Source organism: Saccharopolyspora gloriosae, assembly GCF_014203325.1.
In the GTDB taxonomy this organism is placed as follows: domain Bacteria; phylum Actinomycetota; class Actinomycetes; order Mycobacteriales; family Pseudonocardiaceae; genus Saccharopolyspora_C; species Saccharopolyspora_C gloriosae.
In genome coordinates this window covers 2700924-2715764 of sequence record NZ_JACHIV010000001.1, presented here as the reverse complement: position 1 = coordinate 2715764, position 14841 = coordinate 2700924, and the positions used below count along the sequence as shown (strand labels likewise).

Here is a 14841-nt window from a genome sequence, read left to right as displayed (position 1 = left end):
TCCGTTCACTCCGACCGGTTCTCGCCGGTCCCGCCGTCCAGCGGGAGGCGGCGGGCGAGGAAGGTGGTGCCCGCGAGGCCGAGCGCGGTGGCGAGCAGGACTCCGGCGGCGCCGACGCCGCTGGCCACCAGGCCCACCGCGCCGGGCAGCACGACCTGGCCCGCGCGATTCCCGGTGAGGCGCAACGACATCGCGCGCCCGCGCAACCCCGGTGGCGTCGACTCCGCCAGCCACGACATCGTCAGCGGTTGCCCCACGCCGAGTCCGAGGCCCGCGACGAGCACCGCGACCGCGAGCACCCAGATCGGCACCGGGGCCGCCGTGAGCCCGAGGCCCACCGCGGAGGCGGTGAGGCTCAGGGCCAGCAGGCGGCGGCGACCGAGCAGCCGCGTGCTCCGTCCCAGGAAGAACCGCGACACCATCGAGGCGACGGCCCGCAGCCCCAGCAGCCCGCCGACCACACCGGAGGCGATGCCGCGCTCGGCCCCGAGAGCGGGCAGGTAGACCAGCGACAGGTCCACCGCCGCCAGCACCACGCAACTCGTGCTCAGCGCCGGGACGAGACCGGGCAGCCGCAGCAGTTCGCGCACGCCCGGCGAGCCTTCCGGCGCGGTCCCGGCCGACGGGGTGCCGCCGCTGATGCCGAACGAGCACACCAGCAGCGCGGCGGCGAGCGCGGTCGCGCCCCAGAAGATCGGCGTGGTGTCCGGGATGGCCCGCGCCCCGCCGAACACGACGATCAGCAGCGGCCCCGCCGCCTGCCCCAGCGAGGCGGCGAACGTGTAGTACCCGAACGCCGCGTCCAGCCGGGCCGAGGACGTCTTGTTAGCGACCAACGCCTGCTGGCCGATCACGGAGCACAGGTGCCCGGTCCCCAGCAGCACGTTGCCCGCGACCAGCCCCAGCACCGATCCGCCCAGCAGCAGGAAGCACGCTCCCGACGCGCACAGCAGCACACCACCGGCGATCATGACCCGCCGCTCCCCCAACCGGTCCACGATGTGCCCGGCCGGGAGCGCCAGCACCAGCGGCACCAGCGCGAAGCTGCCGGAGAGCACGCCCAGCCAGGAGGCGGGCACGTCGAGCTCCAGCGCGCGGTAGGTCGTCGCGGGGCGGAGCACGAACGTGACGACCTGCGTCAGCACCGCGTGCGCCAGCAGGACGGAGATCCGCCGGTCGAACTTCACGACGCGATCACTCCCGGGGCCGCCGCGACGGGCGGTCGATCCGGATCACGAGGCCGACGTGGTCGTGCACCATCCACTGCTTCGCCCATGCCCCGCCTTCCGATCATTTATAGCCTCGCACATCACTACCGCCGACTTCACCGGCAGATCCATAGGCACTGTTCGTGACGTTGACGACACTCGATTCGAGGCGTGACGGAGAGCATTCAGGGCTGCAACGGGGCGCAATCCCGACTCGGCGGGACGCCGAGGCTATAACCTCGTCCGCGACCCTCGCTCCCACCGCGACATCGGCGGGGAGTTCGGAGTGAACGGACCGTTCGTCCAATCCCGTCGGACGAACGGTCCGTTCACTCGAACCGATCGGGCCGGGCCGATTCGGCCGCAGCGGACGTGGATCGCGGCGCCGGGCGGAGCCCGGAACCCGTCAGGAAGTGCGCGCGGAGTTGAGCAGTCCTTCCGCGGTGCGCACCAGCACCTCGCACAGCACCGCGTTGCGCCCGCCGAAGCCCACCGCCCCGGCCTGCGCCCGCCACCGCAGCACCTCCCGCTGCGCGGCGGCGCACACCTGCTCCTCGTCCGCGGCGGCGCCCAGCGCGAGCCGGGTGCGCGGGTCGGTGCCGCGCGCGCCGAGCAGCCGCGCGGCGTCCTCGCCGACGCCGCGGGGCAACCGGATGCCCCCGGCCAGGAGTTCGTCGAGCAGGTCCAGCTCGGTGATCTCGTGCGCCTCGGCGGCCAGCTGGTCCACGTCCCACCGCAGCGGGTGTTCCTGCGGCAGTCCGGACATCAAGCCGCGCACCGACACGAGCGCGCGGCGCGCGGCGATCACCGGTGCCCGCTCGGCCAGTTCGCGCGCCGCCTCGCCGAGGCCGTCGAGCCGGCTCACCGCCACCCGCTGCCTGCTCCGGCGCAGCGCGGCGAGGAACGCGGGGGTCGGCGCCGGGGAGGCGAACACCGCGTCGATCGATCCGTGCGGACCGTCCTCGTCGAGGAAGCGCTCCGCCAGCGCCGCGTCGGCGGGACCGTCCACGACGACCACGTCGATCCCGAGCGCCGTCGCCTCGGACAGCACCTCGGGGTCCACCGGATCGTCGGTCACGACCGCCAGGCGCGGCGGCGTCCCCGCCCTCGCTTCGACGGCGTCCCACCGGTCCCGGTCCGGTCCGTCGCCGACCGCGAGCCGTCCCCTTCGGACGAGGTCGAGCACCCGCTGGTCGAACGCGCCGTCCCGTCCTCGGCCCGGGGACGCCGTCGCGTCCACGAGCGACGCGGTGATGATCGCGGTGCCGTCGGCCACCGCGCAGTCCAGCGCGCCGCCTGCCGCGGCGATCCGCTCGGCGTCGCGGCCGAGCGCGACGCGCAGGTAGCTCGCCGATCGCGTCCCGGCCGGGCACGTCACGCGGGCGCGCAGCGCGTCGTCGCGCCCGAACTCCACCGCGATCGCGGGTTCGGCGGCCGATCCCGCTGCCGCCAGCAGTTTCAGCACGGCGGCGACCGCGTCGCAGAAGGCGGATTCGACTTCCTGCCCGGCGCGGGCACCGAGGTCGCCTCCGAACCGGACGGGGCGGGGCAACGTCGCCGCCAGCTCTTCCAGGGCCGCGCGAGGTCCGAGGGACCGTTCGGCTGGGACGGGCTCGATGAGCTCGTGCGCGCGGCGAGGTCTCGGCATGCCGTCCTAACCCTCGATCCAGCCGACCCGCGAGCAGGTCGGCATCGGGCGAACGCGACAGTAGTGCACCGCTCGACCGCGTGGAAGGCCGAGCTCCGAGGACCGCGCACCACCTTCCGAGCCGGGGTCGTCGACCGCGTTCCGGCGTCACCGCGAGCGGGCGGAGATGCGCCGAAACTCCGGAAGAAAGGCATTTTGCGCGCATCCCCCGAGGGCTATTGTTGATCACACCGCTCACGATGTCCGCGGTTTCGGAGACCTCAAGGGAGCACGCGCAGTGCGTTACGGCGTCGGAATCGATCTCGGGACCTCGTTCACCTCCGCTGCGTTCAGCATGCCGGGCGGCACTCGCATGGTGTCGATGTCCCCTGCGGTGATCGTGCCCTCAGTGGCCTACCGCGCCCCGGACGGCCCGTTGCTGACCGGGGACGCCGCCCTGCACCCGGACGCCGATCCGAGGAACGTGGCCCGCCACTTCAAGCGCCGCTTGGGCGATCCCACCCCGCTGCTGCTCGGCGGCACCGGCTACTCCCCCGCCGAGCTGATGGCCGCGCAGCTGAGCGACGTGCTCGCCACCACCGCCCGCCTCGTCGGCGGGCCGCCGGATTCCGTGGTGCTCACCTACCCGGCGATGTGGGGGCCGTACCGGCGCGAGCACTTCGCGGAGGTGCCGCGGCTCGCCGACGTCCCCGATTTCCGGTTGCTCACCGAACCCGAGGCCGCCGCCACCCACTACTCCACCGAACGCCGCCTCGGCGACGGCGAGGTCATCGCCGTCTACGACCTCGGCGGCGGCACCTTTGACACCACCATCCTGCGGATGCGCGACGGCCGGATGGAGATCCTCGGCACGCCCGAAGGCATCGAGTACCTCGGCGGCACCGACTTCGACGACGCGATCTGCGCTCACCTCGACGAGCGGTTGGACGGGGCCATCAGCGAGCTCGACCAGTCCGATCCGGAGGGTGCGCAGGCGCGCGCGGCGATCCAGGCGATGTGCTTGCGCGCCAAGGAAGAGCTGTCGTCCGAACCGGACGTGCTGCTGTCCGTTCCGCTGCCGGGCGGACCGCGCGAGGTCACCATCACGCGCCTCGAGTTCAACGAGATGATCACGCCCGCGGTGCGGCAGACCATCGACGCGCTGCACCGCACCACCGCCTCCGCCGGGCTCACCGCCGACGACCTCTCCGCGGTGCTGCTGGCCGGAGGTTCCTCCCGCGTCCCGCTGGTGGGGCAGCTGATCGCCGAGGAATTCGACAAGCCCGTTCGCGGATCGCTGCACCCGAAGCACACCGTCGCGCTCGGCGCCGCCCAGGTGTCCGCGCCGCCTCGCTCGGCGGCGTCGACCTCGGTAGCGGGAGGCGCGTCCGCCGGAACTCCGGCGGGCAGGCCGTCGAGGCCGCGGCGGAAGTGGCTGGTGCCGGGAATCGCCGCGGCGGCCGTCGTGCTCGTCGGTATCGCGGTCACCTCGTTCGTCACGACCACCGGTGGCACCACGGCCGCACCGCCACCGGCGCCGCGCGTCGTCTACGACGGGCAGATCGCCGCTGAGTTCTCCGGTTTCGGCGCTTCCGAGCTCAACGACTGGCGCGGCGAGTCCTTCACGGACGGACTGGCCCAAGGGCCGCGGATCAGGTCGACCTCCGACGGTCTCCGCGCCACCTGGGACGACGCGCTCCCCGCTCAGGTCTACGTGCAGACCAAGGGGGACGTGCCTCCGGTCGACCTCTCGCCCTACCTGGCGGAGGGCGCGCTCGTGTTCGACGCGGTCCTGCACGCGCCGCCGACCGGCTACGCCGGGATCGCCGTCCACTGCGACTACCCGTGCGGAGTCGAACTCCCCGCCACCGAGCTGTTCCGCGACCTGCCGCTGGGGAAGCGGACCACCGTCGAGATCCCGCTGGAGTGCTTCACCGAAGGCAAGGAGCGCCCGACCGGCGTCCCGTCCCACGAACTGACGTCGACGCTGGAACCCGGCAAGGTCAACACCCCGTTCGTGGTGTTCTCCCAGAAGAGCATGGACGTCACGTTCTCGAACATCCGGTGGGAGCCCACCGCAGCGAACGACCCGTTGGCCACCGGCTGCGACGCGATGAGCTGACCTACTGGGCGCGGTTCTTCCCGCGTTGCCACAGGATGACGCCGCCCTGCGCGACCGCGGCGAGGGCGATGAGACCCACCGCGATCCCGACGGGCCAGGACCAGCCGAGGTAGAAGGCCGCGCCCACCACCACGACGAGGCACACGAGGGTCCTGATCAGGAACAACGTCATGCTCCGGGTACTCATCAGGACACTCCTCGCTTTCCGGGGCGAACACGGCACCGTCCTGCGGGAACCCTACACACGGCCTCCTCGGCGCTGCCCGCCCCCGACGCCGTCAGCAGTCGAAGCGCCCGGCTTTCACCGCACCGAGGAACGACGCGAAAGCATCCGAAATCGACACGGGCGAAACCACCCCGAGCTCGGTGTCCAGCCAGAGCGCCCGCCCGGGGAGGTTCACCGCGACTTCGACGCAAGCGTTGGCCCGCCCCGATCGATCTGATTTCGTCCGGTCGGGCTCAGCAAGCACGTTCCCACTCCTCGATGCGTGCGGCGGGTTCCTCGGAGATGATCCGCGGCAAGTCGAGGGATTCGGCCTCGCCGAGTGCAGCAACCTGCAACGACGCGAACATCCTCGCCGGTTCCGTCACATCCCGACCGTCTTCGATGACGTGGCCGCCGAGCGGAGTATCGCCGCACACCACATCACCGTGCTCCGGCCGCGAACCTCAGCAGCAAGATCGGCCTTGGATACCGGCGTGAGCCTGGCCGACTCCTGAAGTCGATCGAGCTGCCCACCTCCTGAACGCTGCGGCATTCCCTGGTCGCGCGAGGGAGGAACGGGAATCCCGCACCTGCCCGCTAAGGTGCGGGATTTTCCCGCAGCCGCCCGGCGCGAATTGCGGATCCCGATTTCGGACTGCGCATCGCTCAGCGCGCGGAATCATGCGCCGAACGGCGTACGGGAGGTAACCGGTGTTCACCTCGGCACAATTCTCCGCGCTCACGGGAACCCGTTCGCGAATTCGCGTGATCCGCCGATCCGATCCGATCCGCCCCGCTTCACCGATAGGAGGGCTAATCTTGCGCTCAGGTGATTCCGATAGGAGGGATCGTGAACGAAGGAAAGCCGGGCGGCGCGCGCAACGTCGTCTCGGGAACCAGCGAGCACACCGTGCAGGTCGGCTCGGTGCACGGGGACGTGACGATCGGGCGGGCCGGGAAACCCTCCCCCGCTCGTCGCGCGGCCGTGCTCGGCGCACCGATCGTCGCCGCGGTGCTCGCGCTGTGCCTGTTCGATGCGCCAGCGCCGGATCAGCGCCCGCACGTCGCACCCGCTACCGCCCCGCAGGCTCCGGCGCCGCCACCGCCGGAGAAGAAGGAGGTCGGCTCCTCCGGAACCGGCCACGGGGACACGAAGATCTCCGCACGCTCCGACGCGCCCGAAGGGCCGTCGAGCGGGGCGCAGTGCGAGGGAACCGGGGAGAACACGCACTGCGAGGTCTCCTCCTCGCTGACCTTCACGCCCACCGACCCGAAACCGTGAGCGCACCGGAACGCGCCTTTCCGGCTCGGCGCATTCGCTACGCTGCCTGGTTCACGGCCGTGATCGCGAAGGACGGCCGCTGAACCGGGGGGCGCGCTTGACCGAGGACGAGGCAGAACGAGCCGGGAAGCAGCCGGAGAACTCCTCCGGGCCGTCCTGGACGGCGATCGCCACGGTGGTGGCCGGTGTGATCGCCGTGTTCGGTTTCCTCGGCATCTCCAACGCCGAACAGCTGTGGCGCTTCGTCGCCGCCGATCAGCCGCCGTCCCCCTCTCGGATCCACGACCAGGACGCGCCTTCGGAATACCCGTCGACCACCGAGGAACCCGAGGAGTCCGAGGAACCCTCGACCAGTGCGGAACCGACCTCGGAGGAAGCCGAGCCGTCGGCCGGCGAAGCCGACCTGGACACCGGGGACGCCGAAACTCCGTTCACCCGGGACGCGTTGCTCCCGGCGGGCTTCACCACCGCCGGGAACACCTACTACGCGCTGGAATCCGCGGGCAGCAAACCCTGCGGCCAGGCCTACGGGATGGACGACGGCGTCACCGACGTGCTCACCGGATACGGGTGCACGGGGACCATGGTCGGGACGTATCTCGTGGACAGCGACACCATCACGGCCGACAACCAGGTGCTCGCCTCGGTGCAGGTCATCTCGTTCGGCAGCGCGGCACAGGCGCGCGGCGCCTACGACGCCTTCCGCGACGGCGGCCCGTGGGAGTTCGGGATCTGGTGCCCGCGGTCCGGGCTCGGGCAGAACGCGTGCTCCGACGGCTACGAGTCGGCGCGCAACGCCCAGCGCATCCGGGTCGACGAGCGGTACCTGATCGCTGCGACCGCGGTGTACACGAGCCTGAACTCCGCTGAACCGTGGATCACCGACGCGGCGCGGAAGGCCGCATCGGTGTGCGGCCCGCAGTGATCCGCGCCCGGGAACCGTCGCGGACGCGCCGGCGACCCGCGATGCGGAACGGGCCGTTCACCCCACCCGGCGAACGGCCCGCTCCTCCCTCCCCGACCCGTGTCAGCGTCGGGAGATCCACTCGGCGGCTGCGCGCACGCCGGGCGAGGTGATCTGGTGCCCGCCGGGATGCCACTGCTCGGTGACGTCCGCTCCGCGGGCGCGCAGTGCCGAGACCAAGGCGTTCGCCGCGGCCGTCGGAGCCATCGGATCGGCCTCGCCGTTGCCGAGGAACACCCGCGAACCGGACAGGTCCAGCTCCGGCGGCTCCGGCACGGGCAGCATCGAGGCGAACAGCACCGCCTCCCGCAACGCGTCCGGGCGCAGCAGCGTCAACGCCGCGGCGATGTTGGCACCGTTGGAGAAACCGACCGCGACGAGCCGTCTGCCGTGCCAGCCGTAGGCGTCGGTGGCCTCGGCGAGGAAGTCCGCGAGCTGGTGCGTGCGGGCCACCACGTCCTCGGTGTCGAACACGCCCTCCGCCAACCGGCGGAACCAGCGCGCCGCGCCGCCCTCCGAGACCGGGCCCGCCGGTGCCAGCACCGGGGATCGCGGGCTGAGCTCGTCGGCGACCCCACGCAGATCCGCCGGCGAGCCACCGGTTCCGTGCAGCAGCACCAGCACCGGCGCGTCCGCGTCGCCGTCGACGTGGTCGTGGGTCAGCGACAGCTCGCTCATGCGGTGGCCCCCGGGTTGTTCTCCGCGGGCAGGTTCAGCTTCGGCAGCATCCGGTCGATCTCGTCGCGTTTCGGTTCCAGCCACGGCGGCAGCTTCAGCGCGCGGCCGAGTTCCAGCAGCGGCTCGTCCGCGGTGAAACCGGGCTCGTCGGTGGCGATCTCCAACAGCGTACCGCCCGGCTCCCGGAAGTAGATCGACCGGAAGTACTGGCGGTCCAAGATGGACGTCACGTCGACTCCGGAGCCGAGCAGCTCCTCCCGCCACGTCGCCTGCGTCGCCTCGTCCGGGGCGCGCCACGCCACGTGGTGCACCGCGCCCGCGGCCACCAGCCCTTGCGGAACGTCCGGGGTGACCAGCACGTCGACGAACGCGCCGGGGCCGCCCTCGCCCGCGGTGAACCGGAACCGGTTGCCGTCCTGGGCGGCGAAGGACAAGCCGAGGCCGTCGAACATGGCGGCCGTCGCCGTCTCGTCGGTGACCGACAGCGTGACCGAGTGCAGCCCGCGAATCCCGTGCTCGGCGGGCACGATGCCGTCGTCCCACGGCGCGCGCGGATCGCCCTGCGGGTGCGCGACCAGCGCGAGCCCCAGGCCGTCCGGGTCCTGGAAGGTCAGCGCGTCCTCGCCGTCGCGGTTGTGCACCTGGCCGACTTCGACGCCTTGCGCGGCGAGGTGCTGCTTCCACCAGCCGATCGACGCCTCCGGCACCGACAGCGCCGTGGTGGTCGCCTGGCCGGTGCCGTGCCGCCCGCTCGGGGCGCCCTTCCAGGGGAAGAACGTCATCAGCGATCCCGGCCGTCCGGCCTCGTCGCCGTAGTAGAGGTGGTAGGTGCCCGGGTCGTCGAAGTTCACCGTCGTCTTGACCAGGCGTAGGCCGAGCGTCCGCAGGTAGAAGTCCGCGTTGCGCTGCGGGTCGCCCGCGATCGCAGTGACGTGGTGCAGCCCGCTCGTAGCGATGCTCATCGAAAAACTCCATGCCTGGAAGGGAATTCGTCCACGGAGGGACCTGGACCGGGCGCGACGGCTCGGACATGGGAGCGATATCACGGGCTCGCCGCGGCCCTCCCGCCGGGAGGCTCCACCGCCGACCCCCCGAAGGCGACCTCCCGGCGGGAGGGCCGTTGACGTTTCCGCCGCCCGCACGGCCACCGAAGCGGGCAGGCGGAAAGAACCGGTGCGGCGCGGGATGCGGCCCGCGCCGCACCGGCGATCAGCGGACGCTCACGCGCCGTTCTTCAACCGCTGGGCGATCGCGACCACGCGGCGCGCCTGCACGGAGGCGGCGGTGCGGGTCTCGTCGTCCACCTTGAGCTGACCCTGGGCGTCGACGTGGCTGGTGCCGTACGGGTTGCCGTCGACGAACTTGGAACCGTCGGTGTACCCGGGACTCACGATGATCCCGCCGAAGTGGTGGAACGTGTTGTACAGCGCCAGCAGCGTGGACTCCTGGCCGCCGTGCTTGGTGGCGCTGGAGGTGAAGCCGCTGTAGACCTTGTCGGCCAGCAGGCCCTGCTGCCACTCCCCGCCGAGGGTGTCGATGAACTGCTTGAGCTGCGCGGCGATGTTGCCGTAGCGCGTCGGCGAACCGAAGATCACCGCGTCGGCCCAGACGACGTCGTCGGCGGCGACCTCCTGCACCGAGGCCGTGGCGTCGATGTTCGCGCGCCACGCCGGGTTCGAGTCGATCGCCGCGTCGGGAGCAAGCTCGGGCGCCTTGCGCAGGCGCACCTCGGCACCGGCCTTCTCCGCCTCGGCGACCAGGGCGTTCGCGATCTCGCTGATCGTTCCCGTCGACGAGTAGTAGATGACGCTGAGCTTGACTGGGTCGGCCATGATCAACTCCTTCTTGATGCCGGACACTGGCCCGGCCGATTTCCACCTTCGGAGCCTCGCGGCTCCGCGACACGAAGCTTAGGAGAGTTTTGTCTTCCACGCAAGATATTTCTGCACGAGACATGAGAGAGGTAGACTGGCTACCGCGAACGGACGAGGCGAGGGGAGACCAGGTGAGCGGCGGCAGCGCCACGAACGCGGTCCGGGCGACCGGAACCGCAGACAACGGAGCGGGCGGCAACGGCGCGGCGATACCCGGCACCCGCCCCGACCCCAACACCGACGACGACGAGATCGTCACCTGGTGGGGACTGGTCATCGAGGGCTACCACCTCACCCAGGACCGCCTGATGAGCGAGATCGCCGAACGCTTCGGCCTCGCCCCGGGCTCCTTCGACATCCTGCTGCGGCTGGTGCGCTCCCCCGAGCACAAGATGCCGATGACCCGGCTCGCCCGCGAAGCAGCGCTCAGCAGCGGCGGCTTCACCAAGGTCGCCGACCGGCTCGCCGCGGCGGACCTCATCGTGCGCGAACCCTGCGACACCGACCGGCGGGTCACCTACGCGGTGCTCACCGACCACGGCCGCGACGTCGCCGAGCGGGCGCGCGAAGCCTGCGCGGAGATCCTGCGCCGCCGCGTGCTCGCACCACTGGGGCTGGACCGTTCGGAGGCGCTCGCCGAGGCCATGCGCACCTTGCGCGCCGCCAACGGCGAAGACGGCGTCTACTGACCGCCCCCTCCGGGAGCCAGCGGTAGGCGCGCTCGCAGCGACCAGGTTCCGTCGAAGGCCACCAGCCACGCCTCGTCGAGGTCGGCGGGCGGCGGGAGCGCGCCCGCCGCCTGCTCGGCGATGAGCCCGGCCTGCTCCGGCGCCACGTCGAGCGCGACCGTCACGTGCGGATCCGGCTCGCCGTAGGCGCCGCCGTACGGGCGCAGGTCCCACCGAGCGCCGAGCTCGGCGGTGAGCTCGCGCAGCGGGCCGTCCGGTTCGAGGAGCAGCGCCACGAAGCCCTCGTCGAAGTGGCGCCGCTGCTCGGACACGGCGAACTCCACCCGCAGCGGGCCGCGGCGGGCGAACATCGCGGCCAGCTCCGCCACCACCTCATCGTCCACATCGGACAGCGGCAGGAACGGGTGGAGGACCGTGATGTGCGCGGGGAACCCGGCGCGCACCGCACCGGGGAACCGCTCGCCGACGGCGCGCAGCAACGCATCGGCTCCGGGCACGGGAAACACCACAGCGGTGGTACCAGCAGCAGGCATACGCCCCTTATACCGCCGCACCACCCCGCCGCGCCCCCACCGAACGAAGTGAACGGCCCGTTCGACCAACGACATTGGACGAACGGGCCGCTCACCCACTCCGGCCCCGCCGACGCGGACATGTGGTTTCGAGTCAACGGACCGTTCGTCCAACGGAATTGGGCGAACGGGCCGCTCACCCACTCCCGCCACCTCGGCGACCTGCGCGTGGTGCTTCGGAGTCAACGGACCGTTCGTCGAACAGGATTGGGCGAACGGGCCGTTCATCCGGGTCGCTGGGTGCCGAGTGGTCGGGGTGGCGGGGTTTGATGATCGGGATCGGTGAAGCGGCGCGGCGGGTTGGCTAGGCTAGGTGGCCGAATCCGGCCCCGGCACGCGGCGTCCGGAACATCGGACGGCGAACAGGAGCGTGCATGGTGATCAGGAAACGGGACCCGGCGCGGACGCTGGCACTGCTGTGGCGGGCCCCGGAGCACCGTTCCCGCAAACCGGGCCTCGGCGCGGACGAGATCGTGCGGGCCGGCATCGCGCTCGCCGACGCGGAAGGGCTCGCCGCGCTGTCCATGCGCGGCGTCGCCGAACGCCTCGGCGCCGGGACGATGTCGCTCTACACCTACGTGCCCGGCAAGGACGACCTGATCGACGTCATGCTCGACACCGTCTACGGCGAGACCGAGGCGCCCGGCCCCGAGGTCACCGGCTGGCGGGCCCGGCTCGAACACGTGGCGCGGCAGAACTGGGACCTGCACCGCAGGCACCCGTGGACGCTGGAGATCGCGACCGCCCGGCCGGTGCTCGGACCGCAGGAGACCGCCAAGTACGAACGCGAGCTGCGGACCGTCGACGGCATCGGCCTCAGCGAGGTCGAAATGGATTCGGTGCTGAGCCTCGTCCTCGGCCACGCCCGCACGGCCGCGCGCGGCGCGCTGGAGGCGGCCGACGCGGAACGCCGCACCGGGCTCACCGATGAGCAGTGGTGGCAGGCGCACGCCCCGCTGCTGGACCGGCTGCTCGATCCGGAGCACTTCCCCACCGCGGCGAAGGTCGGCAGCGCCGCGGGCTCGGCGCACGGCGCCGCCAGCAGTGCGGAGCACCACTTCGAGTTCGGGCTGGCGCGGGTACTCGACGGGATCGACGTCCTCATCCGCTCCCGCGACGCGCGCTGAACGGCGGTGCGGTGAAGAGACGCCCGTCCACGCCGTTGTGAGACGGGACGTCCCACCAGGAGGGAACCACATCGGCGCGCCCAGATCCACGACCGGCCGACACCCCAGGGGTTCCCTCCGCCAATCGCGATCAGGCCGCCGAGACCCCGATGAGCTGCCCCACCAGGAAGGTCGCGCCCGCCGCGAGCGCACCGAACAGCAGCTGGCGGGTGCCGTTCCACCACCAAGGCCGGGTGGTGAAGCGCGCGACCAGCGCACCGGAGATGAACAGGCCGATCGCCCCGGCCAGCAAGCCCAGCGGCAGCGAGTCCGCGCCCGCCAGGAACGGCAGCAGCGGGATCAACGCTCCCATCGCGAAGCACAGGAACGACGAGCCTGCCGCGACCAGCGGCGACGGCTGTTCCTGCGGGTCCACGCCGAGTTCGTGCACCAGGTGCGTGCGCACCGCCTGGTCGGTGTTCTCGTGGATTTCCGCGGCGGCGCGCTCGGCGGTCTCCCGGCTCATCCCGTCCTCGACGAACATGTCGGCGAGTTCCGCTCTTTCCCCGACCGGGTCGCGCACCAATTCCGCGCGTTCCTTCACCGACTCGGATCGCACGGAATTGTTCTGCGTCTCCACCGAGCTGTACTCGCCCAGCGCCATTGAGAACGCCCCGGCCACCAGTCCGGCCGTGCCGGAGAGCACCATGAAGTGGCCGTTCGCCCCGGCACCGCCCACGCCCGCGACCAGAGCGATGTTCGTCACGAGCCCGTCCATCGCGCCGAAAACCGCGGGTCGCAACCAGCCGCCGGACACATCCGCGTGGGTGTGCCCGATTTCATCGGTTCCGTCGTGTTCATTCGTGGCGACCATGCGGACAAAATAGTTCGCGCGCAGTGGACCCGCAAAGAAGGTTAGGCTGCGCACAATGCGCGGAATTCGATTCCGGCGCGCTTTTTCCCGGCGCGGGACCGGCGCACCGCCGGCTCAGGAGCTCACCGGGAGCCCGGCGCCACCGCAGTGGACGGCGCACGCTCCCGCTCGGCCCCGGTGATGAGCAGTTCCTCCGGCGCGCGCCGCGGCGTCGCAGGCACCGGCGTGCCGTAGCCGATGCGCAGCACCGCCTGCGGTTCAAGCGTGCCGCCGAGCATCGCGCGGAGTTCCGCGCGCGTCTCCCGCACCTCGATCACCTGCGAGAGCATCGAGGTGGACAGCCCGAGCGAGGTCGCGGTGAGCAGCAGCCGCTGCAACGCCTCCCCCGCCTCCAGGTCGGCCTGCTTGCCCTGGCTGTAGGTGCAGAGCACGAAGGTCAGCGGGTCGTCCTCGAAGTCCTTGCCCGGCACCCGCGGACGTTCCCGGCCACCGGAGAAGTCCCGCAGCACCCATTCGTCCTGCGCTTCGCGCGTCGGTCCCGCCGAGGAGGCCTGCACGCCTTCCGGGGCGCCTTCGCGCAGCCCGGTCCAGGCCGCCATCTCCGCGCGGAACGCCTCGCTGCGCAGCTGCTCGTCGTGCGCCCTGCGGACCATGCCGAGCAGCTCCGCGCGTTGCGCGCGTTCGATGACGTGCAGCCAGGCGTGCTCCACGGACACCGAGCCGCACAGCGCGTTGCGGTGCACCTTCGGGACCGGGGTGGGCAGGAAGGGCCGCCGGTTGGTGCGGCGGGTGGTGATGGCGCGCAGCAGCTCGGACTGCTCGGTGCCCACCCGCAGCGATCCGCCGCGGCGCACCTCGGCCAGCAGCGTCGGCTCGTGCCCGCGCGGCAGCAAGGTCACCAGCGGTCGCAGCCCGACGTGCTCCAGCGCCAGCCGCAGGTTGAACAGCGCCGCTCCGCAGCCGATGCGCAGCTCCCGGTCCTGCGGGTCGGTGCCGGGCATCCGCCGCAGCGGGTCGGCGTGCAGTTCGATCACGTCGGGGGTCAACCGGAACCGCCAGGGTTGCCGGTTGTGCAACGACGGCGCGCGCCCCGCCAGCCGCACCACCTGCTCGACCTGCTCCGGCGCCAGCCCCAGCGCCGCCGGGAAACCCGACACGCCCTCCATGATCTCGTCCCTTCGTGGCCTGGCGCAGCTGCCGACCAGCCCCGTCGATCCACGATGCAGGGCGGGGCGGGGCGGCTGACATGGGCCAAAGTCCCGCATCGGGCGTGTCGCCGGGGAAGGGACGCGGGGGTCAGGCGGGTTGCGGCAGCCGCCTTCCGGTGGCGGCGAACCTGGCCGAGGTGGCCTGGTAGCAGGCCCGGCAGACTTCGCCGGTCGAGGTCATCGTGAGCTGCGGGCTCAGCAGCCGCAGGCCGTGCTCCGGCGACTCCTGGCAGATCCCGTGGTGCCCGGCTTGGCGGCACAGGCAGGTGCACAACGCGTCCATCATTCCTCCAACGGGGAGTTCGGTTCCCTGATCCCGCGCCGCGACGTCCACACGATGGTCCACAGTGGACATCCACCCGCGCCGCGGGAGGAGCGCCGCGCGCCGTCCCGCCGACGAGAGCGAGCGCCGCGGGCGAGCGCGGATTCCGC

Annotated in this window: 16 protein-coding genes; 5 read left to right on the top strand and 11 right to left on the bottom strand. The window is 71.8% G+C overall.

The annotated features are described in order from the left end of the window. Positions 1-5: 5 nt before the first annotated feature. Positions 6-1187: an MFS transporter gene (locus BJ969_RS11995; RefSeq protein WP_184479013.1), complete on the bottom strand. Its 1182-nt coding sequence runs from the start codon at positions 1185-1187 to the stop codon at positions 6-8. 427 nt (positions 1188-1614) lie between these two features. Then, on the bottom strand, positions 1615-2856 hold the full coding sequence (locus tag BJ969_RS11990; protein WP_184479012.1) for a hypothetical protein: 1242 nt from the start codon (positions 2854-2856) through the stop codon (positions 1615-1617). A gap of 277 nt (positions 2857-3133) precedes the next feature. On the opposite strand from BJ969_RS11990, the gene BJ969_RS11985 reads away from it, so the two are divergent. Beyond that, positions 3134-4957: an Hsp70 family protein gene (locus BJ969_RS11985; protein WP_343071355.1), complete on the top strand. Its 1824-nt coding sequence runs from the start codon at positions 3134-3136 to the stop codon at positions 4955-4957. A 1-nt stretch (position 4958) separates the two neighbouring features. On the opposite strand, the gene BJ969_RS11980 is transcribed toward BJ969_RS11985, so the two are convergent. Both BJ969_RS11980 and BJ969_RS11975 read right to left on the bottom strand, forming a co-directional pair. Beyond that, entirely contained in the window at positions 4959-5144 is a 186-nt protein-coding gene (locus BJ969_RS11980; RefSeq protein ID WP_184479011.1) for a hypothetical protein, read from the bottom strand. 91 nt (positions 5145-5235) lie between these two features. Then, a complete protein-coding gene (locus BJ969_RS11975; RefSeq protein WP_184479010.1) occupies positions 5236-5427 on the bottom strand; it encodes a DUF397 domain-containing protein in 192 nt (63 codons plus the stop codon). A 585-nt stretch (positions 5428-6012) separates the two neighbouring features. On the opposite strand from BJ969_RS11975, the gene BJ969_RS11970 reads away from it, so the two are divergent. Continuing rightward, complete coding sequence (locus BJ969_RS11970) at positions 6013-6444, top strand: hypothetical protein (protein WP_184479009.1); 432 nt, start codon at positions 6013-6015, stop codon at positions 6442-6444. Positions 6445-6541: 97 nt separating this feature from the next. Further along, positions 6542-7369: a hypothetical protein gene (locus BJ969_RS11965; protein WP_184479008.1), complete on the top strand. Its 828-nt coding sequence runs from the start codon at positions 6542-6544 to the stop codon at positions 7367-7369. A 102-nt stretch (positions 7370-7471) separates the two neighbouring features. Here BJ969_RS11965 and BJ969_RS11960 read toward each other — a convergent pair whose 3' ends face one another. The 3 genes from BJ969_RS11960 to wrbA form a co-directional block, all read right to left on the bottom strand. After that, entirely contained in the window at positions 7472-8086 is a 615-nt protein-coding gene (locus tag BJ969_RS11960; protein ID WP_184479007.1) for an alpha/beta hydrolase, read from the bottom strand. Beyond that, positions 8083-9048: a ring-cleaving dioxygenase gene (locus BJ969_RS11955; RefSeq protein ID WP_184479006.1), complete on the bottom strand. Its 966-nt coding sequence runs from the start codon at positions 9046-9048 to the stop codon at positions 8083-8085. The genes BJ969_RS11960 and BJ969_RS11955 overlap by 4 nt, the downstream gene beginning before the upstream one ends. A gap of 258 nt (positions 9049-9306) precedes the next feature. After that, the gene (gene wrbA / locus BJ969_RS11950; protein WP_184479005.1) at positions 9307-9918 is read right to left on the bottom strand and encodes an NAD(P)H:quinone oxidoreductase; all 612 of its coding nucleotides are present in this window, start codon (positions 9916-9918) and stop codon (positions 9307-9309) included. Positions 9919-10169: 251 nt separating this feature from the next. Here wrbA and BJ969_RS11945 point away from each other — a divergent pair, with 251 nt between their 5' ends. After that, positions 10170-10649, top strand: a complete 480-nt coding sequence (locus BJ969_RS11945; RefSeq protein ID WP_343071706.1) for a MarR family winged helix-turn-helix transcriptional regulator — start codon at positions 10170-10172, stop codon at positions 10647-10649. On the opposite strand, the gene BJ969_RS11940 is transcribed toward BJ969_RS11945, so the two are convergent. Beyond that, entirely contained in the window at positions 10643-11146 is a 504-nt protein-coding gene (locus BJ969_RS11940) for a 2'-5' RNA ligase family protein (protein WP_184479003.1), read from the bottom strand. The two genes, BJ969_RS11945 and BJ969_RS11940, sit on opposite strands and share 7 nt — an antisense overlap. Positions 11147-11595: 449 nt before the next feature. Between BJ969_RS11940 and BJ969_RS11935 the strand changes: the two genes are divergently transcribed. After that, on the top strand, positions 11596-12348 hold the full coding sequence (locus BJ969_RS11935) for a TetR/AcrR family transcriptional regulator (RefSeq protein WP_184479002.1): 753 nt from the start codon (positions 11596-11598) through the stop codon (positions 12346-12348). Between the two features lie 130 nt (positions 12349-12478). On the opposite strand, the gene BJ969_RS11930 is transcribed toward BJ969_RS11935, so the two are convergent. The 3 genes from BJ969_RS11930 to BJ969_RS11920 all read right to left on the bottom strand — a co-directional run bounded on the left by BJ969_RS11930 (position 12479) and on the right by BJ969_RS11920 (position 14692). After that, on the bottom strand, positions 12479-13201 hold the full coding sequence (locus BJ969_RS11930) for a VIT1/CCC1 transporter family protein (protein ID WP_184479001.1): 723 nt from the start codon (positions 13199-13201) through the stop codon (positions 12479-12481). 122 nt (positions 13202-13323) lie between these two features. Beyond that, positions 13324-14367 (bottom strand): Acg family FMN-binding oxidoreductase, encoded by a 1044-nt coding sequence (locus tag BJ969_RS11925; RefSeq protein ID WP_221315790.1) that lies wholly within the window; start codon positions 14365-14367, stop codon positions 13324-13326. A 130-nt stretch (positions 14368-14497) separates the two neighbouring features. After that, entirely contained in the window at positions 14498-14692 is a 195-nt protein-coding gene (locus BJ969_RS11920; RefSeq protein WP_221315789.1) for a hypothetical protein, read from the bottom strand. Positions 14693-14841 lie beyond the last annotated feature (149 nt).

What these genes read in the sequence shown, in the direction of transcription:
- BJ969_RS11990 (WP_184479012.1), bottom strand. Translation starts at nt 2,856, where the DNA reads ATGCCGAGACCTCGCCGCGCGCACGAGCTCATCGAGCCCGTCCCAGCC.
- BJ969_RS11980 (WP_184479011.1), bottom strand. Translation starts at nt 5,144, where the DNA reads ATGAGTACCCGGAGCATGACGTTGTTCCTGATCAGGACCCTCGTGTGC.
- BJ969_RS11960 (WP_184479007.1), bottom strand. Translation starts at nt 8,086, where the DNA reads ATGAGCGAGCTGTCGCTGACCCACGACCACGTCGACGGCGACGCGGAC.
- BJ969_RS11955 (WP_184479006.1), bottom strand. Translation starts at nt 9,048, where the DNA reads ATGAGCATCGCTACGAGCGGGCTGCACCACGTCACTGCGATCGCGGGC.
- wrbA (WP_184479005.1), bottom strand. Translation starts at nt 9,918, where the DNA reads ATGGCCGACCCAGTCAAGCTCAGCGTCATCTACTACTCGTCGACGGGA.
- BJ969_RS11935 (WP_184479002.1), top strand. Translation starts at nt 11,596, where the DNA reads ATGGTGATCAGGAAACGGGACCCGGCGCGGACGCTGGCACTGCTGTGG.
- BJ969_RS11930 (WP_184479001.1), bottom strand. Translation starts at nt 13,201, where the DNA reads ATGGTCGCCACGAATGAACACGACGGAACCGATGAAATCGGGCACACC.
- BJ969_RS11925 (WP_221315790.1), bottom strand. Translation starts at nt 14,367, where the DNA reads ATGGAGGGCGTGTCGGGTTTCCCGGCGGCGCTGGGGCTGGCGCCGGAG.
- BJ969_RS11920 (WP_221315789.1), bottom strand. Translation starts at nt 14,692, where the DNA reads ATGGACGCGTTGTGCACCTGCCTGTGCCGCCAAGCCGGGCACCACGGG.